Source organism: Chloracidobacterium sp., assembly GCA_025057975.1.
Taxonomy (GTDB): domain Bacteria; phylum Acidobacteriota; class Blastocatellia; order Chloracidobacteriales; family Chloracidobacteriaceae; genus Chloracidobacterium.
In genome coordinates this window covers 69,444-95,319 of the sequence record JANWUV010000009.1, presented here as the reverse complement: position 1 = coordinate 95,319, position 25,876 = coordinate 69,444, and the positions used below count along the sequence as shown (strand labels likewise).

At 61.6% G+C, this 25,876-nt stretch carries 22 protein-coding genes and 1 tRNA gene; 13 read left to right on the top strand and 10 right to left on the bottom strand.

The features are described from left to right. Positions 1-7: 7 nt before the first annotated feature. The 5 genes from NZ585_09530 (at position 8) to NZ585_09510 (ending at position 3,422) form a co-directional block, all read left to right on the top strand. A complete protein-coding gene (locus NZ585_09530; protein MCS7080276.1) occupies positions 8-781 on the top strand; it encodes a 1-acyl-sn-glycerol-3-phosphate acyltransferase in 774 nt (257 codons plus the stop codon). Further along, a complete protein-coding gene (locus NZ585_09525; GenBank protein MCS7080275.1) occupies positions 778-1,602 on the top strand; it encodes a CPBP family intramembrane metalloprotease in 825 nt (274 codons plus the stop codon). The genes NZ585_09530 and NZ585_09525 overlap by 4 nt, the downstream gene beginning before the upstream one ends. After that, positions 1,599-2,345, top strand: coding sequence for a 3-oxoacyl-[acyl-carrier-protein] reductase (gene fabG, locus NZ585_09520; GenBank protein ID MCS7080274.1), 747 nt, complete (start codon positions 1,599-1,601; stop codon positions 2,343-2,345). The genes NZ585_09525 and fabG overlap by 4 nt, the downstream gene beginning before the upstream one ends. A gap of 38 nt (positions 2,346-2,383) precedes the next feature. Continuing rightward, complete coding sequence (locus NZ585_09515; GenBank protein ID MCS7080273.1) at positions 2,384-2,662, top strand: hypothetical protein; 279 nt, start codon at positions 2,384-2,386, stop codon at positions 2,660-2,662. 112 nt (positions 2,663-2,774) lie between these two features. After that, positions 2,775-3,422, top strand: coding sequence for a molybdenum cofactor guanylyltransferase (locus NZ585_09510; protein ID MCS7080272.1), 648 nt, complete (start codon positions 2,775-2,777; stop codon positions 3,420-3,422). Between the two features lie 54 nt (positions 3,423-3,476). Here NZ585_09510 and NZ585_09505 read toward each other — a convergent pair whose 3' ends face one another. The 6 genes from NZ585_09505 to NZ585_09480 form a co-directional block, all read right to left on the bottom strand. Continuing rightward, positions 3,477-4,019: a TIGR00730 family Rossman fold protein gene (locus NZ585_09505; protein MCS7080271.1), complete on the bottom strand. Its 543-nt coding sequence runs from the start codon at positions 4,017-4,019 to the stop codon at positions 3,477-3,479. Between the two features lie 96 nt (positions 4,020-4,115). Further along, positions 4,116-5,696, bottom strand: a complete 1,581-nt coding sequence (locus tag NZ585_09500; protein ID MCS7080270.1) for an ABC transporter substrate-binding protein — start codon at positions 5,694-5,696, stop codon at positions 4,116-4,118. After that, positions 5,683-7,341, bottom strand: a complete 1,659-nt coding sequence (locus tag NZ585_09495; GenBank protein MCS7080269.1) for a hypothetical protein — start codon at positions 7,339-7,341, stop codon at positions 5,683-5,685. The genes NZ585_09500 and NZ585_09495 overlap by 14 nt, the downstream gene beginning before the upstream one ends. 475 nt (positions 7,342-7,816) lie before the next feature. Then, positions 7,817-8,476: a glutathione peroxidase gene (locus NZ585_09490; protein ID MCS7080268.1), complete on the bottom strand. Its 660-nt coding sequence runs from the start codon at positions 8,474-8,476 to the stop codon at positions 7,817-7,819. A 160-nt stretch (positions 8,477-8,636) separates the two neighbouring features. After that, positions 8,637-8,861 (bottom strand): hypothetical protein, encoded by a 225-nt coding sequence (locus tag NZ585_09485; GenBank protein MCS7080267.1) that lies wholly within the window; start codon positions 8,859-8,861, stop codon positions 8,637-8,639. 63 nt (positions 8,862-8,924) lie between these two features. Next, positions 8,925-9,176, bottom strand: coding sequence for a hypothetical protein (locus tag NZ585_09480; GenBank protein MCS7080266.1), 252 nt, complete (start codon positions 9,174-9,176; stop codon positions 8,925-8,927). Between the two features lie 370 nt (positions 9,177-9,546). Between NZ585_09480 and der the strand changes: the two genes are divergently transcribed. Together der and queG are read left to right on the top strand one after the other, a co-directional pair. After that, a complete protein-coding gene (gene der, locus NZ585_09475) occupies positions 9,547-10,989 on the top strand; it encodes a ribosome biogenesis GTPase Der (GenBank protein MCS7080265.1) in 1,443 nt (480 codons plus the stop codon). Continuing rightward, on the top strand, positions 10,986-12,029 hold the full coding sequence (gene queG / locus NZ585_09470) for a tRNA epoxyqueuosine(34) reductase QueG (GenBank protein MCS7080264.1): 1,044 nt from the start codon (positions 10,986-10,988) through the stop codon (positions 12,027-12,029). Before der ends, queG begins: the two co-directional genes overlap by 4 nt. Here queG and NZ585_09465 read toward each other — a convergent pair. Further along, positions 11,987-13,999, bottom strand: coding sequence for a tetratricopeptide repeat protein (locus tag NZ585_09465; GenBank protein ID MCS7080263.1), 2,013 nt, complete (start codon positions 13,997-13,999; stop codon positions 11,987-11,989). The two genes, queG and NZ585_09465, sit on opposite strands and share 43 nt — an antisense overlap. Positions 14,000-14,001: 2 nt before the next feature. After that, a complete protein-coding gene (locus NZ585_09460; protein MCS7080262.1) occupies positions 14,002-15,063 on the bottom strand; it encodes an ABC transporter permease in 1,062 nt (353 codons plus the stop codon). A 164-nt stretch (positions 15,064-15,227) separates the two neighbouring features. Here NZ585_09460 and NZ585_09455 point away from each other — a divergent pair, with 164 nt between their 5' ends. Then, on the top strand, positions 15,228-16,082 hold the full coding sequence (locus NZ585_09455; GenBank protein ID MCS7080261.1) for a DUF445 family protein: 855 nt from the start codon (positions 15,228-15,230) through the stop codon (positions 16,080-16,082). A gap of 245 nt (positions 16,083-16,327) precedes the next feature. Here NZ585_09455 and NZ585_09450 read toward each other — a convergent pair. After that, a tRNA-Arg gene (locus NZ585_09450) sits at positions 16,328-16,401 on the bottom strand. Positions 16,402-16,437: 36 nt separating this feature from the next. Beyond that, positions 16,438-17,154: a DUF2499 domain-containing protein gene (locus NZ585_09445; GenBank protein MCS7080260.1), complete on the bottom strand. Its 717-nt coding sequence runs from the start codon at positions 17,152-17,154 to the stop codon at positions 16,438-16,440. A 113-nt stretch (positions 17,155-17,267) separates the two neighbouring features. Between NZ585_09445 and NZ585_09440 the strand changes: the two genes are divergently transcribed. From NZ585_09440 to gndA, 5 genes are all read left to right on the top strand, one after another. Beyond that, positions 17,268-18,206, top strand: coding sequence for an ABC transporter ATP-binding protein (locus tag NZ585_09440; GenBank protein MCS7080259.1), 939 nt, complete (start codon positions 17,268-17,270; stop codon positions 18,204-18,206). 152 nt (positions 18,207-18,358) lie between these two features. Continuing rightward, positions 18,359-19,012: a class I SAM-dependent methyltransferase gene (locus NZ585_09435; GenBank protein ID MCS7080258.1), complete on the top strand. Its 654-nt coding sequence runs from the start codon at positions 18,359-18,361 to the stop codon at positions 19,010-19,012. A gap of 347 nt (positions 19,013-19,359) precedes the next feature. Continuing rightward, entirely contained in the window at positions 19,360-21,396 is a 2,037-nt protein-coding gene (gene tkt, locus NZ585_09430) for a transketolase (protein MCS7080257.1), read from the top strand. 98 nt (positions 21,397-21,494) lie between these two features. Continuing rightward, positions 21,495-24,341, top strand: coding sequence for a bifunctional transaldolase/phosoglucose isomerase (locus NZ585_09425; protein MCS7080256.1), 2,847 nt, complete (start codon positions 21,495-21,497; stop codon positions 24,339-24,341). Positions 24,342-24,423: 82 nt separating this feature from the next. After that, positions 24,424-25,857, top strand: coding sequence for an NADP-dependent phosphogluconate dehydrogenase (gndA, locus tag NZ585_09420; GenBank protein MCS7080255.1), 1,434 nt, complete (start codon positions 24,424-24,426; stop codon positions 25,855-25,857). Positions 25,858-25,876 lie beyond the last annotated feature (19 nt).

The window sequence follows — 25,876 nt, the reverse complement described above, 5'->3', positions numbered from 1 at the left end:
GTCGCCAATGCTTCGCACCCTCCACGTCGTTCTTGCTCTGACGCTCATTGCCGCTCTCACCATCGGGATGGGGCTTGTCACCCTACTGCTTTCGTTCTTTGATCGCACCGGCGAATGGCAACATGGTATAGCGCGCCTGTGGTGCCGCTTGATTGCCCTGATCGTTGGCCTGCGCCCTACCGCCGCTGGCCTCCACCACTTGCCCCGCAACATGCCGGCGGTCATCATGGCGAACCATCAGAGCCTGCTGGACATTCCTGTGCTGTTTGCTTTCCTACCTTTTCAGTTTCGAATTCTGGCCAAGAAGGAACTTTTCCGTATTCCCTTCCTCGGCTGGTTTCTGTGGCGGGCTGGGCATATCCCCGTTGATCGGGGTAACCGTAGCGCAACGCTGCTAACGATGCGGATGGCGCGTAAAGTGCTGGCGGCAGGCCTGCCCATCGTGATTTTTCCCGAAGGCACACGCAACACCCAACCGGCGCAGACCAAGGCGTTCAAGCCCGGTGGTTTTCGCCTAGCGCAGGAAGCCGGCGTTCCAATCATACCGGTCACGATTTACGGCACGGCCGCCTTTCTACCGGCTCGAACGTGGCGACTCACACCCTGTCCAGTCTTCATGACTGTTCATCCTCCCATACCGCCGCAAGGCTCGCTTGAGGACCTGATGAGGGAAGTCGCCGCCGTCATGAACCGGCAGCTGGCGGCCCATGCTGAGCAAGCCGCACGACCGGCTTCCTCGTCGCCGATGCCTCTACCCAGAGAAGAATCGCCGCGCCCATGAAGTTCATCACACCTGACCGCCCAAACCGGGTTAGTGCGCCACCTCACCCAACGGTCGGATGGACGGCCGGCGCGGCGGTGTTCACGTGGTTGCTGAGCACGGCCAGCCTCCTCCTCACCTCGCTGGGCGCGCAGTTGCTCTGGACGGCCTGGTTTTACTGGCGACACGCCGCGCTCCCAACCGAGGCCGATGTCGCCGGTTCCCGCTCGCTTGTGTTGGCGCTCGTTTTGTCAACCTTCGTCGCCCATGCCGTGACGCTGTTCTGGTGCTGGAAACTCATCACTCACACCTCTCCGCGCGGCCTGCGCACGACGCTCGGCCTCGACTGGTGCACCACCTTGTGGTCGCGGCAGGGCGCAGCGCTGGTCGCCGCCGCGCTCTCCGCGCCGCTGTTCTTGGCGTTTGGGGCCTGGCTTGAGCGCTACCTACCAAACGCCAAAACTGACCTTGACCGGGTGCTAGCGCTGGGGCCAGGAATTCGGCTCGCCGTCGCGTCGGTCGCTGCTCTGTCAGCCCCACTGGTGGAAGAAGTGGTGTACCGCGGCGTCTTGTTTGGCGGCCTGCAACGACAGCTCGGAACCGCCGTCGCCGTCGTCCTCGTCGCCGCCTTGTTTTTGGCAGTTCATGTTCCGCAGTATTGGGGGGGCTGGGCCGGACTGACAATGTTGGCTGTGCTGAGCTTTGTCCTCACGCTCCTCCGCGCCGCAACCGGCTCCATCCTGCCGGCGCTGGCGCTCCACTACGCTTTCAATGGCGTCCAAGCCGTTGCGATTATCTTCTTTTGGGAGTTACTAGCAACTTCCTCACCGACAACGCCATGAACTTTCACGGTCAAACCATCCTTGTTACGGGCGGCTCGCGTGGTATCGGTCGCGCCATTGTCATGGAGCTCGCCGCACGTGGCGCAAACGTTGCCTTCACCTACCGCAGTCAAGCCGCCGCCGCCCAGACTGTCGAAGCGGAAGCGCAGGCGCAGGGGGCGACAGTACAGAGCTACCAAGCGGACGCCGCTGACTTTGACGCAGCGCAACATGTTGTCAAGCAGGTTCGAGAACGTTTCGGTGCAATTCACGGACTCGTCAACAACGCCGGCATAACCCGCGATAAGCTGCTGGTTATGATGAAAGAGGAGGACTGGGATGCCGTCCTCAACGCCAACCTCAAAAGCGTTTTCAATATGTCAAAGGCCGTCGTGGCAATCCTTCTCAAGCAAAAACAAGGCGGCGCGATCCTCAACATCAGCTCAATCAGCGGCGTCGTCGGCATGGCCGGACAAACCAACTATGCGGCGTCCAAGGCGGGCATGATTGGTTTTACCAAGGCGTTGGCGAAGGAAGTCGCTGGTCGGGGCATCACCGTCAATGCGTTGGCGTTGGGCCTTATTGATACTGACATGACGCAGGCGCTGAGCCCTGAATATCGGGCCAAGCTACTTGAACAAATCCCACTGGGCCGGTTTGGTACGGCGACGGAAGTAGCACGGATTGCCGCCTTCCTGCTTTCCCCAGACGCACGCTACATCACCGGCCAAGTCATTCAAGCCGACGGCGGCTTAGCAATGTAACCGCCGCCCCGGAAATCTTCCGCCGATGAGGAACGCCCATGCCTGCGCCCGACCTTTCAAGCCTTGAGAAAATTCAGGCCGAACTACAGCGGTATGAACACCCGCTGTTTAACTTTCACGCCGAAGACGACCCACAAGGCGTGCGTGTGGTGATTTCTCTCAAGGTGGACGGTATTCTAGAACCATACAGTTTTGTGATTCCGCACCGTGACCTGCAGGACCCCCGCTACGGGTGGCGCTTCCAAAACCTCATGTTCAACTACCTACACGACTACATGGTCGAAACCTTCACCCACACGCCACACCACTTTCCGTAGTGCCCGTCCCGGCAGCCACCCCGTTGCACCCATCAGTTGCACGCAACACTAGGTCAGCCAGCGCTTGTGTTGCCAAGTCATTTGAAACCCCACGTACTCAGTTTCCACAGCCGTGAGCAGATTCCGTCGGCAGCCGCTCTACATTCTGGCTGGCGGCCGCAGCCAGCGCATGGGTCGGCCGAAGGCGCTTTTGCCTTTCCCAAAGCGGCCTTTGCTGGTGGTTTTAGCGGAGCGACTGGCTTCCGTTTACTCTGATTGGTGGATCGTCGCGTCAGTGGCCACCGCCCCACTTCTTGAAAAAACGTTATCAGACTATCGTCTCACCGCTCACCTCCTCCTCGATGACCGACCAAACGGTGGACCGCTCGCCGGCATCGAACGTGCCGCCTGCCACGCCCGTCACCTCGGCGCGTTACGTTGGCTGGTTGTCCCCTGCGATATGCCGCTTCTGACCACGGCTTTCCTTGAACGTCTTGCCGCCGCTTTCCCTGCGGCACCAGCTGTCGCCCCAGTCTCAGCAACCAGCTGTATTACTGGCGTCTGCGCCGCCTACAGCCCGGCCGTCCAACCGGCGCTGTCAGCCTTTCTAGACAGCGGCCGGCGGCGCGTCCAAGACTTTCTTGACCTTGTAGGCGCGGCGCGGCTTCCCTTCCCGGCGTACGCCGATCTGCCCCATGCCGACCGACTGCTATTCAATCTCAATACGCCGGACGACTACCGACAGGCAATGGAGGTGTGGAAGGAGGAGGATAAAGGATAAAGGATGAAGGATGAGGGATGAGGGATGAGGGATGAAGGAGCATTTCTTCCCTTTTCATCTCTCATCCTTCATCCTTTCCAACAGCGTCTCAAAATCCGTCTCCACCAACAACAGCGCCCGACAGTCCGGCGTCAAAAAACCCTCCTGCACGGCGTGGTCAAGGAACGCTAACAACCCATCGTAGTACCCGGCGACATTCAGTAAACCAACCGGCTTAGCGTGGTAGCCAAGCTGCCGCCACGTCCAAATCTCAAACAGTTCATCCAGCGTACCAATCCCACCGGGCAGCGCCACGAAGGCGTCTGAAAGCTCCATCATACGCGCCTTGCGCTCGTGCATTGTCCGCGTCACATACATTTCCGTCACGCCGAGATAGGCGACCTCACGCTCCAGCAGTCGCTCCGGGATGACGCCGATGACGCACCCACCCTCCGCCAAAGCCGCCGCCGCCACCAGCCCCATTAACCCAACTTGCCCACCGCCGTACACTACCGCAATCCCCCGCCGCGCCAACGTCCTTCCAACCATCTGCGCGACAGCACGGTACATGACCGACCGTCCAGCTTGCGACCCACAATAGACGCACACCCGCTTGATCCCGCCCAAACCACGCCCCCTTTCCTCACCGTAGTTTACAGACGAAGCTTTTCCATTATCAGACGAAAGTCACCTAACGCCGCCGTCAGCCACTGGCTACGGCGCCGCAGACAGCCATACCTTCCGCAAAAAGGCGTAGCTCCCCGACAACTCCAGCTCAATCCCCTGCACACGCTCGTGCGCTATGGCCACATTGTGCGGATGCCACAGAAAGACCTGCGCTGCGTCTGCCACAACTTGCTTTTGCACCAACCCGTACAGCCGGCGCTGCTCCGCTTTGTCAGTTGTAGCCGCCGCCGCCCGCAGCCAAGCGTCCACCTGCGGCGACCGATACCGCCCCCGGTTCGCGCCTTCACTATACCCCTTCTCTTTGGTGGGAATCCGCGACGACTCGTAAAAGTAACTCAAAAAATCCACGCTCTGATTACCGCCGACATTGATGAGGTAAAACATCTGAAAATTGCCGGCAATGGTGTCCTGTAAAAATGTCTGGAACTCAAATGAACGTAGGGAAAGCTGAATCCCAACCCGCTTGAGCTGCTCCTGCAACACAGCCGCGATCTGACGCGGTAGTTCCGCCGAAGAGGTTTTCAACTCTAACCGCAGGGGATTGGTCGGGCCGTACCCGGCTTCCGCCAACAACCGCCGCGCTTCATCGGGGGCGTAGCGCGGCGGCGGTAGGTCGTCAGGGTACGCCCACTGTTCCGGCGGCAGCGGCCCCGCCGCCGGCCGCGCCATCCCGCGAAACACCGTCCGAATAATCGTCTCCCGGTCAATCGCCAGCGCCAGCGCCCGCCGTACCCGCACGTCCGCCAGCCGCGGGTCTTCGCAGTTCAACCCAAGGTAAGCAAGGTTGGTGCCTTTCGCCTGCACCAGCTTCAACCCGCGCGTCTTACCTAACGCCTGGCTCGTGCTGTACGCCAAATCCGCGTTGACCGCCAACTGCACTGTCCCCTTGCGCAACTCCAACTCGCGCGTTACGGCGTCGGGAATAAACCGAATCCGCACCCGCTTCAACTTCGGCGCACCCTTGAAGTAGTCCGGATTGGCCTCTAACAAAATATCGTTGTTTTCCCGGTAGGCGACGACCTTAAACGGCCCCGTCCCCACCGGTCTCTGCGCCGCCTCGTCCGGCGTCGTTCCCTTTGGCACAATGCCAACCGCGACTAGACTCCCCAACATCGGCAAGTTCGGCGCGCGACACCGGAAAATCACCGTTCGCTCGTCGGGCGTCTCAATGTTCTCAACCAGCGCGAAATCGCCCTTCTTGGGCGAATTGAAATCGCGCGCGCGTAGCGTCTCGAAGGTGTATTTCACGTCCTCGGACGTCAACAAACGGCCGTCGTGAAACCGTATGTTGGGTCGCAACCGAAACGTAAACACCCGTCCGTCTGGCGAAACAGAGAAGTCGGCGGCTAAATCTGGTACCAAGTCAAGCCGGTCGTCTTTGTTCACCAACGTATCAAAAATGATCTGGTGTAGCCGCGCCGAAACCGCATCGTTACCGACGCGCGGATCCAGCGTTTTTGGAGGCTTTTCCACAGCCATCACCAGCGTATCGGCGGCGATCACCACGGGCCGCCGACAACCACTTGGCAACCACACCAGCAGCGCCGCCGCCGCTACGTACCAGAGACAGCGCCGCCGCCCACCACCTCGCGCCTCAAACCAAGGCATATCGGTAATAGTTGGCGTAGTTGTAGAAGTCTTCCCGCAGCCCCTGCCCAATCCGTCCCGTCCACGCAACAAGCTGCTTTTGCAACGCAAAGGATGAAAACTCGATGAAGTTCAGCACCCACGCCGACGTGTACACCGTCCCCAACTTGCGCGGGACAGCCTCCCAGATGTTCGGGTGCAGCTTCTGCATCTGAAGCATCAGCTGCACAAAGTCACCCCACCCCATGCAGTCTTGGAAAAGACCTGTCCTGACAGACGGCGGCAGCCGATGAAGCGCCTCCATGACGATGTTGAGTAATTCGTTGACGGCTTTCGGGTCCTCGCCTTCGTCCGCCACCATGTAGCGCGTAAACGCCGCCATAATCGCCACGCCCGGCTCGTAAGCGTTGATAAGCCGCAGCGATCTTTCATCCAAATGATTCCCTTTGAGCGCCAAATCAATGAGGTGCGTTATCCGACGCAGGTTCCGCACCAAAGACCCAAAGCCGCAAAAGGTCAACGGCGAATTCAGCGACGCTGCATCCCCCAGCAATAACACCCGATGCGTCGCCGTCCGCTTCTGCGGCCCTAAACCCACATGGTGCAGCCCCGGAATGTACCCAAACACCGGCCGCCGAAACGCAAAATCCGCGCCGGGCCGCTTGTAGCGCGGCAGCGTCTCAAAATACGTCTCAAACAATGCCAGCAGCGACAGCCGATCAATCGCCTCGACCGGCGCGTAGTGGAACAGGTACGTCGTAAACTCGTCATCGCGTCCGGCGAAGCCCTCCCACAACAACTGCCGCCCATGCTGCGCATGCTCAGTCGTCACTAGGATTTCCCCTACCCGCGCGTCTACTTCGTCCGCCGCCGTCCCCTTGGCGAAGCCGGTGGCGATCGTTCCAACCGTCGGACACAGGTAGGTCACCGTCTCACGCGGATTGAGTTGGCGGGCGATAGGCGAGAGCGTACCCATCGTGTCAATAAAGAGCCGCCCTCGAAAGCGCTTGCGGCCGTCTTCCTGACTAACCACATCCACCGTCACGCCGCCTTCTTCTACCTGCACCCGCTGCAGCGTCGTCCGGTCAAGACACTGACTGCGGCCATCCTGCAACAGCTTCCGCCGACACTGGGCCAGAAGTCGGTCCGACGACACCGCCAATGTCAGCACGTCGTCAAACCACAACCGGTCGGCGTCAAGGAAGCAACCTTCGGCGTGAAACTTGACGAAACCCCGGTCGTACTCAGCCACGATGAAGGTTTCCATTTCGGCGTCGGTAAACAGCCCAGCCTCCGTCAGCCGTTGAAGTTCACCGCGCGAGATGTTCCAGTCACGGTGGGTTTTCCCAACCTGATGGCGGTCAAACACCAAAACGCGCCATCCATAGCGCGCCGCCAAAGTGGCGCCGACAATCAAACCGAAACAACCGCCCGCGATGATGACGTCAAACGTTCCGGCGCTCGCCGGCCGTGTTTCCGCCGGCGGCCCATAGCCAAGCAGCAACTCCGGCGGAGCCAGTAAGCGCCGCCGGTTGGCGTCTAGTTCAATCAGCCGCTCAAGCCACATCTCACCGTCGGGCATGGCGGCGAACGCGGCGGCGGTGCGAGGATAGACGTCACCAATGGTGGATGAGGCAAGACGCGGCAGAATCGTGGAATGACTCATGAGCAATGACGCAGGGGTTGAGAATGTGAGAAAAGTCGCAGTACGCGGCACTTTACCGCACCCGCTTGCAAAACGAAACACCGTCTGCGCCGGCATCTCCCGCAGAGCGATGGAGGCCAGGCACTCTTTCGCTCAACTCTCCCTGCCTGACCGACCGCTGATTTTGCGTCCAAGTCGGCTGCGACCTGCCGGACTACTCACCCTTTCGCCTGCGTTTGTCGCCAGAGGTAGAAATCTTCCACGCGGTGGACAGTGGCCCAAACCGCTCGGCAGGACGGCTTGCCAAGCTCGACCACGACTTGTTCAGCGTGGACGCCGCCCTACCGGACCGCTCCGGCCTCTCGCCCTCTGACCTGGCTGATTTACTTGAAACCTACCGGCAAGCCGCCTCTCCCAGCCACGCAGGTAAACTCGGTGCCACCAAGTTTTCGTCAACTCAAACCTGCACACCAGCGGTGCGCTCGTGGAAGGGGCGCTAAGCCCCCTCGTTGAGCGCAACTTCAATAGCCTGCGTCAGTTCAGGGGAAAGCGGCTCGACACTGGATGGAAACACGGCGCGTAGCTTGCCGTCGCGGCCGATGAGGTACTTGTGGAAGTTCCACCGTACTTCCCCAGCCAGCTTTTCATTCCCGCCGCCCGACGTGAGGTACTGGTAAAACGGGTGCTTATTTGGTCCCTTGACCGTGATTTTGGAAAACATGTCAAAAGTGACGCCGTAGTTCGAGGTGCAAAACGCCTTGATTTCAGCCTCCGTCCCCGGCTCTTGCGCGCCAAAGTCGTTGGATGGAAAACCAAGGACGCGCAACCCCCTATCACGGTACTTCCGATGAAGGGCTTCCAGTCCCTTGTATTGCGGCGTGTAGCCGCAGCGCGACGCGACGTTAACCACCAGCAGCACATTACCCTTGTAATCGCACAGGTTGACTTCCCTGCCCTCGATGTTCTTTACCCGAAAGTCAAGCGCCGGCGGGCAGCCGGGCGTCGGATTGGACGTCGCGTTAGGTGCATTCGTCATAGACGGTTGGACTCCTTCATGTTGGCTTGAATGAGGCGACTTGGGTTGTTCGGCCGAGGCGGCGCAACCAACGGCAATCAGCGCCGTCAACACCAGTCCAAGCAGCGTTCTTCGATTCATGGCAAGACTCCTTGGCGACCAGAGAGGTGACCTGACCGGCCGCTGGCGAATGTGACGCTTACGGGTACGACGAATGTGCCGCAACCGCGTTGCGTCCGACGGTGTGTTTCACCGCACTTGATAATGCGAAAACCAACGCGGCGGTGGATTATGGGACTGTTTATGAGACTCTGGGCGGTCTCTGATAGGGGTCGTTGAGGCGTTCAGTGGTGTGCTCCGTCACGCTTGGCGGCTCAGCGACCGTCGCCGGGGCCGGGAAAGCCGCACGGTAGGGATACTCAGCCTTCGGGGTTGGTGTCTGACCAGGCAGCGGATGACCGGCCGCGCCGGATGGTGGGGCGGCGACCACTACAACTTGCGGCGACGGCTCCTTCTTGAAAGCCATCCGCGCATACACCAACACCAGAATCCCCGCAAAAACATCAGCCCGCCGAAACCGCCGAGGGAGTCAACGAGACGGGCCGGCCAGTGGCTGATGTTTTCCAGCACCGACGCCGAAACCGCAAGCGTCGCCCCTAGAAGCGGGCTGCCGGCGATCAGCTCCCAGCCAATTCGGCGCAGCTTGGCGCGTAACGCCTGCTCCTTTAAGTGCTGATAAGTGCTGAAGCGTCGCCAACTGCTCGGTGACCGCCGCCGCCAGGTCGCTTGGCGTCCGCCCAGTACCGGCTTGAAGTGCGCCGGCGACGACGGTCAGGTTCATACCGCACGCTTTACGGAAGTTTTGATCGGGAAGCTGAGTTTGCGTACCACAGGCCGGACAAAACATGAGCTGGTGAAAACCTCCAGGCAAACCACCTAGAAACACCTGAAACGCTCCGCCTTGGCTGCGGCCGGCGAGTCAGGGCCGGCCCGACCAAGGCATTTGGTTTGGAGCGCGGTTTCGCTCGCCGGGATAACAGCCAGCGGAAAAGCAAGGTTCCACATCCTGTCCGTCCGGCAGAGGCCGACGACGCCAGACGACGCCCGTAGGCTTACCTCCATCACCGATGTGTATAATCGCAGGTTGCTACGTCTTTGGCGCCGTCGCTGCGTACTACATCCATCGCGTCCTCAAACGGAAGGCTTCCAAAATGGCTCTGCCCAACCAAGCTCCACCGTTGACGTCCGACGACCTCATTCCGGTTGAACAGCTAGCCGACCTTGTGGACGAACCGCCGCCGGCGCTCCAACCGCCACCAATGCTGCCGAGCGTCGTCATCGTCGGCCGTCCTAATGTCGGGAAGTCCACCCTCTTTAACAAGCTCGTCGGCCGGCGACAAGCCATTGTCGGCGACGAACCGGGGATTACCCGCGACCGGCACTACGGCGTAGTCGAGTGGCTAGGGCGCGCCTTCGAGGTGGTGGATACCGGCGGCATCGTCCCCGACGAAGACGCCATCATCCCGGCCAACGTTTTCAAGCAAGCCTCTTTCGCCATCGAAGGCGCGACGCTGCTGCTGTGGGTGGTGGACGCGCGCGAAGGCGTCACACCACTTGATGAAGCTCTAGCCCAACACCTTCATCTCTTCGGCAAGCCGGTCTTTGTCGTCGCTAACAAAGTCGAGTCGGACAGCCTTCGGACGGCGGCAAGCGAGTTTTATCGCTTTGGCTTTGACGCGCTGTTTCCAATTTCAGCGGAACACGGCACAGGCACGGCCGACCTCCTCGATGAGATTCTGGCGTTCACCAACGCGCCGGCCGCCGCACCGCCGCCGCCGGAACGAATCCGCGTGGCGGTCATCGGACGGCCCAACGTCGGTAAGTCGTCGCTGGTCAACGCCCTGCTGGGTGAAGAGCGGGTCATTGTCAGTCCCATCGCCGGCACAACGCGCGACGCCGTTGACACCAACCTCGTTCACAACGGACGCCCCTTCACCCTCATTGACACGGCGGGGATTCGTCGTAAAGGCAGGACGACGGCCCTTGCCGAAAAGCTCTCCGTCATCATGGCACGCAAAGCACTAGAACGGACGGATGTTGCGGTCCTGCTGCTGGACGCCGTTGAAGGCCCAACGCATCTGGACGAAGTCATCGCCGGCTATGCGCTTGAAAGCGGCGCATCTATCCTCATCGCCCTCAACAAATGGGACCTTATCCCCAAGGACGCCGACACAGCTAAACGCTACGAAAGGCAACTGCGCGAGCGGGTGAAGTTTCTCGACTACGCCCCGGTCGTCTTCATTTCGGCGCTCACTGGTCAGCGCGTGACACGCCTGCTTGATTTGGCCGTGCGCGCCTATGAGGCGCGCCACCGGCGCATCCCAACCAGTGAACTCAACCGTTTCTTCGCCGAGTACCTTGAAACCCCACGGGCGACGCTGCCGACCAGTACGCCGGTCAAAGTACACTACGTGACGCAGGCGCGCAGCGTCCCGCCAACGTTCGTCCTCTTCACAAACTCGACCAAGAAGCTGCACTTTTCCTACCTGCGTTATGTCGAGAACCGGCTGCGCGAAAACTTCGACTTCTTTGCGACGCCGCTGCGAATCGTGTCGCGTCCGCGCAGCGGCAGGAAATCCGGCAGGTCGTCATGAGGGAAGCAGCAACGCCGACCGCCCCATCCGAAGCTGTCGCCGCCTTCACCAAACGGCTCAAGGCACAGGCACTAGCACTGGGCTTTTCTAAGGTAGGCGTCGCCCGCGCCGAACCACTTGAGGCCGAAGGACGACGTTTGGCGGATTGGCTGGCGCGCGGCCGCCATGCGACGATGGGCTGGATGGCGCGTACGGCTGAAAAGCGAATGCGCCCAGAGTTGCTCTTACCCGGCGTCAAGTCGGTGGTCGCCGTGGCGCTCAACTACGACACGCCGCCGCGCCATACAAACGCGCCCGGCATTGCTAAGATTTCGCGCTACGCCTGGGGCGATGACTACCACGATGTCCTGACCGAAAAACTGACGGCGCTGCTCGATTGGGTGCGCGCCGAACGTCCTACGGCGAAGGGATATATTGCGGTTGACGCCCAGCCCGCCATGGACAAAGCCTGGGCCGTTCGCGCCGGCCTCGGCTGGCTCGGCAAACACGGCAATGTCATCACGCGCGAGTTCGGTTCGTGGGTGTTCTTGGGCGAACTGTTCCTTGACATCGAACTTGAGCCGGAGACGGAGACCGTCCCCGACCACTGCGGCGTGTGCACGGCGTGCCTAGAGGCCTGTCCAACAGGGGCGATCGTCGAACCCTATGTGGTAGACGCCCGCCGCTGCATTTCGTTTGCGACGATTGAATCCAAAAGCGAGACCCCGGAGATGGACACGCACGGATGGGTCTTCGGCTGTGACGTGTGCCAAGATGTGTGCCCCTGGTCGCGGTTCCGGCAACCGACCTCGGAGCCCCGCTTTGCGCCGCGTGAGGGAATGGTTGCGCCGACGTTTGAAGAACTCAACGCCCTAACGCCGGACGCCTTCAAACAGCGGTTCGCCGGAACGCCGGTGTTGCGCGCCAAGCACCGTGGCTTAAAACGCAACATTGCGGCGGCGCAGGGTCACACGGCCGACAACGCCTCACAACCCGCCTTCCCAAAACCAATCAGCCATTACGGCGCCAGCGCGGCGTCGAAGCCGTCCAGTGAGCCGTGAAGACGGCGATAGACGGCTTCAAGCTTGGCGCGGCGATCGGCGGCCGTCGGAGCGTTGGCGTCATAGCCCAGCTTGTAGGCTTCAAACGCATCGGCATCCTGCTTGACGGCTTCAAGGACAGTCCCGAGCCGCCACGCGGCTTCCCGCCGCGACGGCGCCGTCGGATACGCCTTGACCGCCTCCCGCAGCCGGACCACCGCCGCCGCCGTCTCGCCCTGCTTGTAAAGCACCCACCCCAGCGTCATCTGGGCGCGGACGTAAAATTCCGCCAAACGGTCCTCCTCGCGCAGGCCGTCCACTCCGCCGCCGGCCGCACGGGCGGCGTCACCAAGGGCGTCAATCGCCTGCCGGGCGAAGCGTTCGGCGACACCCAGCTCGCCGACTTCCACCAGCGTCTCGGCCGCGCGCAGTAACCGCCACCCGCGTGCCGGGTCCTTGCCGGCGACAAACGCCTTGGCGGCCGCCTCCAACGGCGATTCGGTCAACCCCAGACCGGAAGACACGCCTTTGGCGCGGGCCTGCTTGGCCAGGAGGGCAAAGCGCACATAGCGCTCGACGGCGGCAATTTCATCCTCCTTGAGCAAGGTCGGCGCAACCAGCAGCGACGCCCGTCGTTCAAAGTCAAGCAGGCGCATAAGGCTTGGGCTGCGGACGGGCAGCGCGCCGCCCAACACCGCTTCAAACTCGCCGTCCGGCGTCACCGTGAGAAAGGTCTCAAAGGGTTCAAGGGCTTGGTCGTAGGCGTTGGCCAGAATGAGCGTTGCCCCAAGCTCAAACTGAAGCGTGGCGAATTGCGCCGTCTGCAGAGCTTCGCCAAGGATGTTTTCGGCTTCGGCAAAGTCGCCCGCCCGCCGCATCAAGTGGGCCTCGACGATGCGCAGCCAAGGATAGTTGGGCTGAAGGCGCTTTGCTTGCGCACTGGCGGCGGCAGCGGCCGTGAAGTTACCGTTGGCGGCGTGCAGATAGGCCAACTGCGTCAGAAAGCGTACATCGCGAGGGTTAATGGTCAACATGCGTGCCATCGGCGCAATGGCCTCGCTTTCGCGTCCCTGCGCCAAGTAACAAACGGCAAGTCCACCCCACGCGGTGGGATGTTCCGGGTCAATCTCCAGTTGACGCCGGTAGTTGGCTTCGGCCTGTGCATAGTCGCCGGCGGCGCGTTGGAGATCAGCCAGCGCCGCCCATGCAACCCGACTTTTCGGATCAATTTCGGTTGCCTTTTGAAAGGCGGCGGCGGCGGCCTCAAGCCGCAGCCCAATTTGGTAGGCGACGCCCAAACCGTGATGAAAACTGGCGGACGCCGGATCAAGCTCAACGGCGCGTTTGAAAACCTCTTGGGCGTCAGCCGGCGCTTCCAGACTGACATAAAACAGGCCGATTTGTTCCAGCGCGCCGGCGTTGTTCCAAGCGCAGGACTGGAACTCGCGCATCAGCAGAATCGCTTCCCTGCGAAAGCCCTGTGTCGCCAGCAGCAACGGCATTGGCAGGATCAACGACCGGAACACACGGGACGCCTCGGCTTCCGGTAGCGACTTGACGGCTTGGCGAAAGATTGCCTGGGCGCCTGCCAAGTCACCGGCCCGCAAGCGTTGCTCGCCAAGCTGCGCTTGGCTGCGCACCAAGGCTTGCCGGGCGGACATCTGCAGCGGCGACGCTGGATACGTTCTCAAAAACTGGCTGAGTTGGGCGATGCGCTCCTCAAGCGTCGCGGCGGCAAGCGCAGCCTCAAGGTCGGCTTGCTCGCGCAGTAGCTCAGTTGTCGTCGTCGGAGCCGCCAAAACCACCATCGCCGCCGGCGGCGATGGATCGGCGGTGGTCGGTAGGTTTGGGCGCGTACCGCCCGCCGCAGCGCCGGGTTGCGTTGGTACCAGCTGCGCCGAAGCGACAATGGCGAAGCTGGAAACAGCGACCTGCGCCAAGGCAGGACGAACGGCGGCGCGGATAAGCTTGGTCGTTGTCAAAGGCCTCATCGTCACACGTCAGACTTGGTCAGTTTGGCGAAAGCGTTTCGCACCGGATACTCACAGGCGACACACAGGATGATGACGGCCTGCAGAACGATGGTCAGGTCCTTAGAGACGCGCTCGGTAAAGATGCCGATAAAAAGCTGCGACCGAATCAACGCCCCAAACAGGACGGCTGCCAACACAATCCCAACCGGGTGGTTACGCCCCAGCAGCGCAACGGCGATGCCGGTGAAACCGTAGCCCGGCGAGAAGCCGTCATAGTAGCGGTGACGGTAGCCCAGCACCTCGCTTGCGGCGACCAATCCGGCGAGCGCGCCGCTGATGACCATCGCCAGCACAATGTTGCGTGGGACGTTGACGCCAGCGTACTCCGCCGCCGTCGGACTGCTCCCGACGGCGCGCAACTCATAACCCCATTTTGTCTTCCAGAGAAAGACATAAACGGCGACGCAGGCAAGCAAGGCGATCAAAAAGGCTAGACTCAACGGGATGCGTTCAGGAATGGCTGGGATCAAGCGGTGCATGCGCGCCAGATGGGCGGCGGGCGCGATCTCATAGGTTTGGAGAATCGGGTCGCCCGGCTCGCGGTAGTGGTACTGCACAAGGTAGCTGACTAACCCGGCGGCGATGAAGTTCATCATGATGGTGTTGATGACTTCATGGGCGCCGAAGCGGGCCTTGAGGATACCCGGCACGGCCGCCCACAACGCGCCGGCGAGCATCGCGCCCAAGATACAGGCTGGCGCCAGCACCGGCGACGGTAGTCCCGTCAGCGTGAACCCCACCCAGGCGGCGGCAAAGGCCCCAACGGTTAGCTGACCTTCCGCGCCGATGTTGAGCAGTCCGCACCGAAAGGCGACCGACACCGCCAAGCCAGTGAAAATCAACGGCGTCGCATAGAACAGCGTGTAGCCGACGCCATCGAGGGAGCCAAAGGCGCTGGAGAAGAAGAGTTCATAAACGGTGAACGGGCTATCGCCCATCAGCCAAACGATGACGCCGCCCAGCGCAAAGGCAAACACTACGGCCAGAGCCGGGAATAACACATCAAGCAAGGGTTTCCTCATGAGCGTTTAACAACCGTCGGCGAAGTGATGCGCTACAATAGCACCAAACAGCGCCTTTGACGCCCGACGGCTTTGATTTCCAGATGCAAAGCGCACGGCGGGCGCGCTAGAGTTTCATTTCACCCGGCGCTTGCCTACATTCCTCGCCCCAACGGCGCGCAGTTATGAACCTTCTGCGCTTGCTTTCCGATTGCAGCCCGCTGGTCATCGCCACGGCGCACGGTTACGGGGCCGCTTGGTTGGCGGTCAAGATGCTCTTCCGCCCGCTCAAGCCGGTGTACCTCTTCGGCTGGAAGTTGCCGTTCACGCCGGGACTACTACCGGCGGAGCGCGACCGTTTTGTGGACGCGCTGGCCGGCGTCATCGCCGAAAAACTGCTGACCGCCGACATCTTGGCCGCCGCACTCCATGAACTGCGCCTTGACGCCGATGTGGAGCGGCTGGCGCGTTCGCGCTACGCCGAGCGGTCGCAGTCCGACGCGCTGTTGCCGCTGGTCGCCGGTCGGATGACGGAGATGCTTGCCACGCTGAAGCATTCTTCGGAGGCCAAGTGGCGGATCGCCCATGAGTTGCGGGCGGTTGTGGTTCGGCGGTTAGAGCGGGACTACCACCCGGCGGTACGCCAGACGGCGACGTTTCTGGTCGGCGACGCTTTGGTGTACCGCATTGTTGACCGCGCCATCAATGAGCTTGCCGATCAACTTTCCGAGAGTATGGCGATTCGGGAAGTCGTTGATGAGGCGCTGCGGCGGTTGCCGGAGGCGATCTTTTCCAGCGAACGTCCGCTTCAGAAGCGGATCGCCCAGGATCTTGTTCGGCGGCTTAGCGAGCGGCTGGACATTCGGGGCATCATCAAGCGTCGTTTTGAGACGTTCTCGAACGACATCTTTGAAAGTCTCGTCTATGAGACCGCCGGCCGCGAGCTACGGGGCATTATGACGTTTGGAACGTATGTGGGTTTGGTCGTCGGCGTCCTGCAAACGAGCGTCAACTTGTGGCGCACCTTCGCTGGGCCATAGGCGTCTGGCTCTTGCTAGGCGACCGGACGGCCGGCTTCGCCAGCGCCCCTACTGTGCCCAACACCGCTTCCCCTGCGTCGTTCCTGTCTCTCACCCTAACTCGCGCCCTAACAAGAACAAATCACGAGCCCGGCAAGCATCCAACGGAAACTTGTTCCGGCGGCAAAATAGAAGCGGTCAGGTGCGAGGCTTGACTTTGACTGGGCTTGTGCGGGTTTGGGAAGGTTTGTGGAAACGAAGTGGAGTGCGCCCGGAGAGACTCGAACTCCCAACCCTCAGATCCGAAGTCTGATGCTCTATCCAATTGAGCTACGGGCGCATCAGCAACTAAGCCCGTATAGATGTAGTCGGCTTTTCAAGCCGGCGCAATGGTCGCCGTCGGAACGGCGGCGGCTTCCACCGACCGGAGCGACCGGCGTAAACCCAACACCAACACTAAGTTGGCAACGGTCATCGTCCCTTCGGCGACGCCGTGCAGCCAGTCCACATGCGTCAGCGAAGGTGCGCGATAAACCGTTCGGGCGACACCGCTCAACGCTATCGTGACAACGACGAACAGGATCAGCAACCCATAGCCGACAATCGTCTGGACGTTGAACGCCTCCCGATCCCACCGCCGATTCAGCGCCAGAAAGACGACAAACAGCGCATAAGCGAGTCCGGCTGCTTGGATCATCGCACCGCGCGTCCCGCCATAGGGCAGCCACGCCCGCGCCAACAGGAAGCCGCCGACCGTTAGCGCCGCCGCCGCCGTCAGCACCAAAACAAAACGCGGATAGCGCCGCACCCATTCACGCAAATGCAGCGCCGCCGTCGCCAGCCCAACGCTTCCAACAAGCGTCAGCAGCTCGTGCGTCCGTGGAAGCCACATCACATCCGGCGCGTCATTCGTCGCATGCCACGCAAGAACGCACAACCCCGCCCCCCAGTGCGGCAACATCGCCACGGCCAACCGTTGGACATCCACTCGCCCCAGCGCCGCACCCAACCGCCACGCCAAACCTATCGCCAAGGTCCACTCCGTGACGCTTGCGATATGAATCACCCAGACCGTGGGCGACAACAAACTCATACCCACCCCCCTCCTGCCCTGACGCAAAACGGCGGTTGAACCGACCACCTGCTTTCACCATACTGCGAGCGCCACAAACAACGCACCGAAAATCCTCGGCGGCCTAGGCCTACATGCGACCCGTTGTTGAAATCGAACGGCTCTCAATGGAGTACGTCACCGGCTTCTGGCGCAACAAGCGTGTCAAGTCGCTTGAGGATGTCAGTCTTGAAGTCTACGAAGGCGAAGTATTTGGCTTCCTCGGCCACAACGGCGCCGGAAAAACGACGACGCTCAAAATCCTGATGCGCATCGTTTATCCGACCGGCGGAACAGCTCGCATCCTCGGTCGTCCGCTGGATGACGTTGCCATGCGTCGGCGAATCGGCTACCTGCCGGAGACGCCCTACTTTTACGACTATTTGACCGGACGCGAACTGCTGGATTACTTCGGCCGGCTCTGCGGCATGGACGCCGACCGGCGCGCGCGGCGCATCGAGGAAATGCTCGAACTGGTCGGGATGCGGCACGCCGCCAATCGTCCGCTGCGCAAGTACTCCAAGGGCATGCTCCAACGCATCGGCATCGCCCAGGCCATCCTGCACGACCCCGAAGTGGTCTTCCTAGACGAACCGATGACCGGGCTTGACCCTATCGGACGCCGCGAAGTGCGGGACATCATCGCCGGCTTACGCGATCGCGGCAAAACGGTGTTCCTTTCAACACACATTCTGTCCGATGTGGAGGCTTTATGTGACCGCGTCGCCATCCTCAAACAGGGACGGCGCGTGGCGTACGGCACCCTAGCGGAGCTTCAAGCTGGACGGTCAGCGACACTGGAAATTGTCGCTACGGAAACAACACCTGAAACCGTCCAAGCTCTGCAGAGATACGCCGCGCGACTGCGCCAAACCGCCGCCGGACTGCACTGCGAACTCAAGTCGGCGGACGAGGTCGGCGACGCCCTAGCTGAACTGCGTCGCCATGGCGGGCGGCTTGTCTCCATTACGCCGGTCAAATCGGCGTTGGAAGAGTTTTTCATCCGCAACGCCGACGCCAGCGACATCGTCTAACGCCGCCTCGCCTTGGGCAACCCAACGCCGTGATACACTACCCCCAGCGCTCCTGACGATAACGGCAGGCCGGTGACGCTCCAGCCAGCCGAGAACCGGCCTGCGCTTCCGCAGCTTATCCCCCCAGGCCCGCCCGGAGGAGACCACCAAATATGGGTAAGTTCGCCGACAACTACGACGCCTACATGCGCCCGCTCGAACGGCGTATCTTCGCCGTGCGACGACAACGCCTGATCCCGCAGGCGACTGGTGATGTTCTCGAAATTGGCGGCGGCACGGGCGCGAATCTTCCCTTTTACCGGCAGGTCCGGTCGTTGACCTTCACTGACCCTGACCCCGCCATGCTGCGCCTAGCGCAAGCCAAACCGCGTCCGGCCGACCTGCCGGTGACGTTCTGCACAGCCGCCGCCGAAGCGCTGCCCTTTCCCGATGAAACATTCGATACCGTTGTCGTCACCCTTGCGCTGTGCACCGTCGCCGATCCAAAACAGGCGCTGGACGAAATCCGGCGTGTCCTGCGCCCAGGCGGCCAACTGCTCGCGCTGGAACACATCCGTCCGCCGGGACTCCTCGGCTACGTCGCCGACGCCCTGACACCGCTCCAAAAACGCCTCGCCGCCGGCTGCCACCTCAACCGCGCCACGTGCCACGCCATTGCGGCCGCTGGCTTTATCATCGAGCGCGAAACGCTTTCCATCTTTGACATTGTGGCGGAAGTTCAAGCCGTCGCGCCCAAGCCCGCCAGAACCACGGCACACGCCAACCAGACGGAAATGCCGTCCGCTCGCCAGCGCCCTGTTTCCTAAGCCAAGACTTTGCTTGAGGCCTTGCGCCCCACGCCCGGCCGCGGCGTATAAGCCAACACTGCCAACTGTTTCCAGTCAGACACCCAACCAACGGCTCATCGTCGGCTTGAGGCGTTACATGAAGTTTCACTCTTTTCCTCATCCCCCCTCTCAACCACACCGTCGGACGCCTTTGGCGGACTCCTCCCCCCCTTGTGAAGCGGCTCCCCTCGGCAACGACGAGGCGCTCGGTTTTGACTTGCTTTGGCGCGACGATTGGCGATAGAACATACCCACCGTTTGTTTTCTTACCTTACGTCCACACGCGCCGCCGCGCTCATTCCAGATTCCCTACATCCCAAACGCTCATGGCTTCCCTACCTGCCGTCCAACCGGCCGCCCGGACGACCGAACGCGACCAACTCTGCGTCACAACGCTCCGCACGCTCGCTATTGACGCCGTCGAGCAGGCGCAGTCAGGCCATCCCGGCGCGCCGATGGAAAATGCGCCGTTCGGCTACCTGCTCTTCACCCGCTATCTCCGCCACAATCCGCGCAATCCACACTGGCCCAACCGCGACCGCTTCGTTCTCTCCGCCGGCCACGGCTGTATGTTGCTTTACGGGCTGCTGCACCTGACCGGGTATGACCTGCCGCTCGAAGACATCAAGCGATTCCGCCAGTGGGGCTCAAAAACGCCGGGCCACCCGGAGTACGGCCACACGCCCGGCGTCGAAACCACGACCGGGCCGCTCGGTCAAGGCATCGCCACAGCCGTCGGGATGGCGATTGCTGAAACTAAACTCGCCGCGTACTTCAACCGCCCGGGCCACACCATCGTGGACTACAACACCTACGTGCTGTGCAGCGACGGCGATCTAATGGAAGGCGTGGCCTCCGAAGCCTGTAGCCTCGCCGGGACGCTTAAACTCGGTAAACTCATCGTCTACTACGCCGACAACCGCATCACCATTGACGGCAGCACCGATCTAACCTTCCGCGAACACGTGGCGACCCGCTTTCTCGCCTACGATTGGCACGTCCAGTCCATCGAAGGCAATGACCTCAAGCAAATCGCCCAAGCCATTGAACAGGCGCGCGCCGAAACCACCCGCCCGTCGCTCATCGTCGCCCGGACACACATTGGCTACGGCAGCCCCAACAAGCAGGATACAGCCAAGGCGCACGGTGAACCGCTCGGCGCTGAGGAAGTCAAGCTGACCAAACAGGCGTACGGTTGGCCCTACGACGCGCCGTTTACGATCCCCGCCGAAGCACTGGAAGTGTACCGCGCCTGCATTCCGCGCGGTGAACAGCTGGAAGCCGACTGGACGGCGCGCTTCGCCGCCTATGAAGCCGCTTACCCCGACCTCGCCGCTGAATGGCGCGCGTTTCACGCCGGCGAACTTCCGCCCGGCTGGGACGCTGACCTGCCGACCTTCACCGACGACATGGCGACCCGGCAAGCGTCCGGTGTGGTCATCAACACGCTGGCGGAGCGGCTGCCTTTTCTCATCGGCGGCTCGGCCGATTTGACGCCCTCCAACAACACAGCCATCAAGAGCGCAACCGCTTACAGCGCCACTGACCGCCACGGGCGTAACTTCCACTTCGGCGTTCGGGAACACGCCATGGGCGCCATCCTCAACGGCCTGGCGCTCAGTCGCGGCTTTATCCCGTATGGCGGCACGTTTCTCGTCTTTTCCGACTATATGAAAGCCGCTATTCGGCTGGCGGCGCTCATGCGGCTGCGCGTCATCTACGTCTTCACCCACGACAGCATCGGCCTTGGCGAAGACGGGCCGACGCATCAGGCCGTTGAACAACTCGCCGGCCTGCGCGCCATCCCCAATCTGACGGTCATTCGCCCGGCCGACGCCAACGAAGTCACCGAGGCCTGGCGCACAGCCGTCCGCAACACCGACGGGCCAACGGCGATTATTCTCACCCGCCAGAAAATACCGACTTTTGACCGTACCCACCACGCGCCGGCAAGCGAACTCTCACGTGGCGCATATGTCTTTTCCAAAGAACAACATAGCCCACCTGATCTCATCTTGATTGGCAGTGGTTCGGAACTCCAATGGGCGGTCGCCGCGCAAGCCCGGCTCCAGGCGGAAGGCGTCGCCGTGCGCGTCATTAGCATGCCGAGTTGGGAACTGTTTGAACGGCAACCGGAGGAGTACCGCCGCAGCGTCCTACCGCCAAACGTCAAAAAGCGCCTCGCCATTGAGGCGGCTTCCCCACTGGGCTGGAGAAACTACATTACTGATGAAGGCGCAATCATTGCTATGAAAAGCTTTGGCGCGTCGGCTCCATTTACGGTTCTCATGCGTGAGTTCGGCTTTACCACCGAAAACGTCGTGGCGACCGCCAAGGCGCTCCTCGCAAAAACCACCGACTGACCGGCTCGCCCAGCGCCCGAAAAACCTCGAAACCATCTAGGTTTCGATACTCTAAATAAAAGTTCCTCAACGGTTTCATTAACCTGGAGCAGTACCGTATGAATCCTCTTCGAGCGTTACATGAGCATGGGCAGTCGCCGTGGCTTGACTACATCCGGCGCAGCCTGATGACCAGCGGCGAACTGCAACGCTTCATTGACGAAGACGGGCTGATGGGCGTTACGTCCAACCCCGCAATTTTTGAAAAAGCAATCACTGGCAGCCAAGACTATACGGCGGCGCTGGCGGCGCTCGAACCGGAAAACCTCGATGCCATGACGCTGTATGAGCGGCTGGCCGTCGAGGACGTCCAGAACGCCGCTGACATTCTTAGGCCGGTCTACGAACGGACGCAGGGGCGGGATGGATACGTTAGCCTCGAAGTGTCGCCGTACCTTGCCAGAGACACCGACGGCACCATCGCCGAAGCGCGTCGGTTGTGGCAGACCGTCAACCGTCCGAACCTGATGATCAAGGTACCGGCGACCCCGGAAGGTCTCCCTGCCATCCAAACGCTCATCAGCGAGGGCGTCAATGTCAACGTCACGCTGCTCTTCGCGCAGGACGTGTATCGGCAGGTGGCGGAAGCCTACCTTGCCGGCCTCGAAGCCTTGGCGGCCGGCGGCGGCGACCTGCGCCGCGTCGCCAGCGTCGCCAGCTTCTTCGTCAGCCGTATTGACACACTGGTGGACGCTAAGCTCGACGCCAAACTCAAGGCCGGCGACGGTGACCGGGCGCTACTTGAAAGCCTCAAGGGAAAGGTGGCTATTGCCAACGCCAAACTGGCTTATCAGGCCTACAAAAAAATCTTTTCCGGCGAGCGGTGGGAAAGGCTGGCGGCAGCTGGCGCGCGGACGCAGCGCCTGCTCTGGGCCAGTACGGGAACGAAAAACCCGCAGTACAGCGACGTGCTCTACGTCGAGGCGCTCATCGGCCCCGACACCGTGAACACCATGCCACCGGCGACGTGGGAGGCGTTTCGTGACCACGGGCGCGTCCAACCAACGCTCGAAAGCGACCTTGAAGCTGCCCACGACACACTTGAAACACTTGAAAAGGTCGGCATTTCGCTCAAGGAGGTCACCGACACGCTGCTGACTGAGGCCGTCCGCCTCTTCGCCGAGCCGTTTGACAAGCTGCTTAACTCGCTCGACAAAAAGTGCAAGGCCGTCAACTGGACGCGCCTCAACGCGCAGGAACTCCACCTAACGGATGCTCACCGCCGACTGGTGGACGCCGAACTCGACGACTGGAAAATCAACGGCAAGGGGCGCCGTCTCTGGATGCGCGACGCGCGGTTGTGGACAGGCGGAGATGAAAGCCGGTGGCTGGGCTGGCTAGGTCTGATTGAGGATCAGCTCGCCAACCTGCCGACGTTGACGGCGGCGGCGGCGGACCTGCGGGGGAACTTCCAACACGCCGTTGTTCTCGGTATGGGCGGATCGAGTCTCTGCCCGGAAGTGCTGCGCATGACGTTCGGCGTGCTGGCCGACGCACCGGTGGTACACGTGCTGGATTCCACTGACCCAGCCCAGATCAGCGCGCTGGAGGCCCAACTCGACCTTGAGCGCACCGTCTTCATCGTGGCGAGCAAGTCGGGGACGACGCTCGAATCAAACATCTTCAAGCAGTACTTCTTTGAACGGATGAAGCAGATTGTTGGACCGGAGCGCGTCGGCGCGCACTTTGTCGCCATTACCGACCCCGGCTCAAAACTGGAAGCCGTCGCCAAAGCCGACGGCTTCCGGTATGTCTTCGCCGGCGTGCCGAGCGTCGGCGGACGGTATTCGGCGCTGTCGAACTTTGGGATGGTTCCAGCGGCGGTGATGGGCGTGCCGGTGGGCGAGTTCCTCGACTTAGCCGCCGACATGGCGGCCGCCTGCTCCTCCTGCGTACCGGTCGCCGAAAACCCCGGCGTGGTGTTGGGCTGTACGCTGGGCGCGCTCGCCAAAGTCGGGCGGGACAAGTTGACCTTTATCACCTCGCCCAAGCTGTGGGCGATGGGCGCATGGCTGGAACAGCTCATCGCGGAATCGCTCGGCAAGCAAGGCAAAGCCATCATTCCGGTGGATTTGGAGTTCCCGACCGACATTTCATCTTACGGCGACGACCGTGTTTTCGCCTACCTGCGGCTTGACGACGATGACAACGATGCCACCGACGCCGCCGTCGCCGCCTTCAAAGACGCGGGCTATCCGGTCATTGTCAACCGACTGACCAACGAAATGACCTTGGGGCAGGAGTTCTTCCGCTGGGAAATGGCCACAGCAGTCGCCGGCGCAATTCTGGGCGTCAATCCGTTTGATCAGCCGGATGTCGAGGCGAGTAAAGTCGCCACCCGTGAACTGACCGCCGCCTATGAACACACGGGCGCACTACCGGAGGAAACGCCGATCTTCGCCGCCGACGGCGTCAAGCTGTTTGCCGACGCGGCGAACGCGGCGGCGCTGGGCACGCACGACAACCTCGCCGGTTACCTACAAGCGCATCTGGCGCGGTTGTCCGCCGGGGATTACTTCGCCCTGCTGGCGTATCTTGAAATGAACCAGATCAACAAAGCTCACCTCCAGGCGATTCGGCACGCTGTCCGGGACGAGAAGCGCGTCGCCACCTGTTTGGGGTTCGGCCCACGCTTCCTGCACTCAACTGGCCAGGCGTACAAGGGCGGCCCAAACACCGGCGTCTTTGTGCAGTTGACCTGCGATGACGCCCATGACCTGCCCGTACCGGGTCATGCCTATACCTTCGGCGTCGTCAAGGCGGCCCAGGCGCGAGGGGATTTTCAAGTCCTCGCCGAGCGGAAGCGGCGCGTGCTGTGGATTCACTTAGGCGCGGATGTACCGGCGCAGTTGTTTAAGCTGCGAGAGGCGTTCGCGCAGGCGCTGGCGTCCAGCGCGCGCTCCTAGCCTGTCAGCTCCGCCACGGGCGGCGGGCGGACGCCGTCCCCGCTCTGACTTTGGTCAAGTCTTTTCAGAACGTGAGGTGGATATGACGGAACAGTTGGCCGACATCGGCCTCGTCGGTTTGGCGGTCATGGGCGGCAACTTGGCGCGGAACATGGCGCGCAACGGCTACACGGTTGCCGTCTGGAATCGTGATCCAGCGCGGGTGGACAAGTTTATGGCGACCGCTGGCCCGGACAAGAAGTTTATTCCGACCCGAACGCCACAGGACTTGGTCGCGGCGCTGGCGCGTCCGCGCAAGATCATGCTGCTGGTCAAAGCCGGCGAGGCGACCGACTGGACGATTGCTCAGCTCAAGCCCTACCTTGAGCCGGGCGACATCCTGATTGACGGCGGCAATGCGCTCTACCACGACACAATTCGCCGCGAAAAGGCGCTTAAGGCGGAAGGGTTGCACTTCATCGGCTGCGGCGTGTCGGGCGGTGAAGAAGGCGCGCTGTTGGGGCCGTCGCTAATGCCAGGCGGCGACCGCGACGCTTACGAACAGCTCCGTCCCATCTGGGAAGCCATCGCTGCAAAGGTGGACGACGGCCCCTGCGTGACCTACATCGGTCCCAACGGCGCAGGGCACTTCGTCAAGATGGTGCACAACGGTATTGAGTACGGCGATATGCAGCTTATCGCCGAGGCTTACGATTTGCTCAAGCGCGTCGGCCGCTTGACCGCGCCTGAACTTGGCGTCGTCTTTGCAGCTTGGAATGAAGGCGTCCTGCAGTCATTCCTCATCGAAATCACGGCGCAGATTTTCCGCGCTGTCGATCCCGAAACCCAGCAACCGCTCGTAGACCTGATCCTCGACAAGGCCGGGCAAAAAGGCACGGGCAAGTGGACGTCCGAAGCGGCGCTGGAGTTGGGCGTTCCTGTCCCGACGATTCAGGCCGCGATTGACGCGCGGCTGCTGTCCGCGATGAAGGCGGAGCGTGTAGCGGCGAGCCAGGTCATTGTCGGCCCGCCGACATCGCCGGAAATGCCTGATTTGAAAGATTTTATTATTCTTGTCCACAATGCGCTCTACGCCAGCAAAATCTGCTCTTACGCCCAGGGGATGGCGCTACTTGCCGCCGCCTCGCGGGCGTATGACTGGAATCTCAACCTGAGCGAGATTAGCCGCATCTGGAAGGGGGGCTGCATTATCCGGGCGCAGTTCCTCGACAAGATCAAACAAGCCTACCAGCGGCGGCCCGACCTGCCGAATCTCCTACTCGACCCAGATTTCAACCAGTGGATGGCTGACACGCAAACCAGTTGGCGGACGGTCGTCAGCATCGGCGCGCTAGCCGGGATTCCATTGCCCGCTATGAGCGCCAGCTTGGCCTACTTCGACAGTTACCGGACAGCCACCCTACCGCAGAACCTCACCCAGGCGCAGCGTGACTTTTTCGGCTCGCACACCTACGAACGCCTTGACAAACCAGAAGCCGGCCCTATCCATACCGATTGGAAGGCGCTTGTCCGGTAGCGCCGTCTCTTCCCTGCGC

What these genes read in the sequence shown, in the direction of transcription:
- NZ585_09530 (MCS7080276.1), top strand. Translation starts at nt 8, where the DNA reads ATGCTTCGCACCCTCCACGTCGTTCTTGCTCTGACGCTCATTGCCGCT.
- NZ585_09525 (MCS7080275.1), top strand. Translation starts at nt 778, where the DNA reads ATGAAGTTCATCACACCTGACCGCCCAAACCGGGTTAGTGCGCCACCT.
- fabG (MCS7080274.1), top strand. Translation starts at nt 1,599, where the DNA reads ATGAACTTTCACGGTCAAACCATCCTTGTTACGGGCGGCTCGCGTGGT.
- NZ585_09515 (MCS7080273.1), top strand. Translation starts at nt 2,384, where the DNA reads ATGCCTGCGCCCGACCTTTCAAGCCTTGAGAAAATTCAGGCCGAACTA.
- NZ585_09500 (MCS7080270.1), bottom strand. Translation starts at nt 5,696, where the DNA reads ATGCCTTGGTTTGAGGCGCGAGGTGGTGGGCGGCGGCGCTGTCTCTGG.
- NZ585_09495 (MCS7080269.1), bottom strand. Translation starts at nt 7,341, where the DNA reads ATGAGTCATTCCACGATTCTGCCGCGTCTTGCCTCATCCACCATTGGT.
- NZ585_09490 (MCS7080268.1), bottom strand. Translation starts at nt 8,476, where the DNA reads ATGAATCGAAGAACGCTGCTTGGACTGGTGTTGACGGCGCTGATTGCC.
- NZ585_09485 (MCS7080267.1), bottom strand. Translation starts at nt 8,861, where the DNA reads ATGGCTTTCAAGAAGGAGCCGTCGCCGCAAGTTGTAGTGGTCGCCGCC.
- NZ585_09480 (MCS7080266.1), bottom strand. Translation starts at nt 9,176, where the DNA reads ATGAACCTGACCGTCGTCGCCGGCGCACTTCAAGCCGGTACTGGGCGG.
- der (MCS7080265.1), top strand. Translation starts at nt 9,547, where the DNA reads ATGGCTCTGCCCAACCAAGCTCCACCGTTGACGTCCGACGACCTCATT.
- queG (MCS7080264.1), top strand. Translation starts at nt 10,986, where the DNA reads ATGAGGGAAGCAGCAACGCCGACCGCCCCATCCGAAGCTGTCGCCGCC.
- NZ585_09465 (MCS7080263.1), bottom strand. Translation starts at nt 13,999, where the DNA reads ATGAGGCCTTTGACAACGACCAAGCTTATCCGCGCCGCCGTTCGTCCT.
- NZ585_09460 (MCS7080262.1), bottom strand. Translation starts at nt 15,063, where the DNA reads ATGAGGAAACCCTTGCTTGATGTGTTATTCCCGGCTCTGGCCGTAGTG.
- NZ585_09455 (MCS7080261.1), top strand. Translation starts at nt 15,228, where the DNA reads ATGAACCTTCTGCGCTTGCTTTCCGATTGCAGCCCGCTGGTCATCGCC.
- NZ585_09445 (MCS7080260.1), bottom strand. Translation starts at nt 17,154, where the DNA reads ATGAGTTTGTTGTCGCCCACGGTCTGGGTGATTCATATCGCAAGCGTC.
- NZ585_09440 (MCS7080259.1), top strand. Translation starts at nt 17,268, where the DNA reads ATGCGACCCGTTGTTGAAATCGAACGGCTCTCAATGGAGTACGTCACC.
- NZ585_09435 (MCS7080258.1), top strand. Translation starts at nt 18,359, where the DNA reads ATGGGTAAGTTCGCCGACAACTACGACGCCTACATGCGCCCGCTCGAA.
- tkt (MCS7080257.1), top strand. Translation starts at nt 19,360, where the DNA reads ATGGCTTCCCTACCTGCCGTCCAACCGGCCGCCCGGACGACCGAACGC.
- NZ585_09425 (MCS7080256.1), top strand. Translation starts at nt 21,495, where the DNA reads ATGAATCCTCTTCGAGCGTTACATGAGCATGGGCAGTCGCCGTGGCTT.
- gndA (MCS7080255.1), top strand. Translation starts at nt 24,424, where the DNA reads ATGACGGAACAGTTGGCCGACATCGGCCTCGTCGGTTTGGCGGTCATG.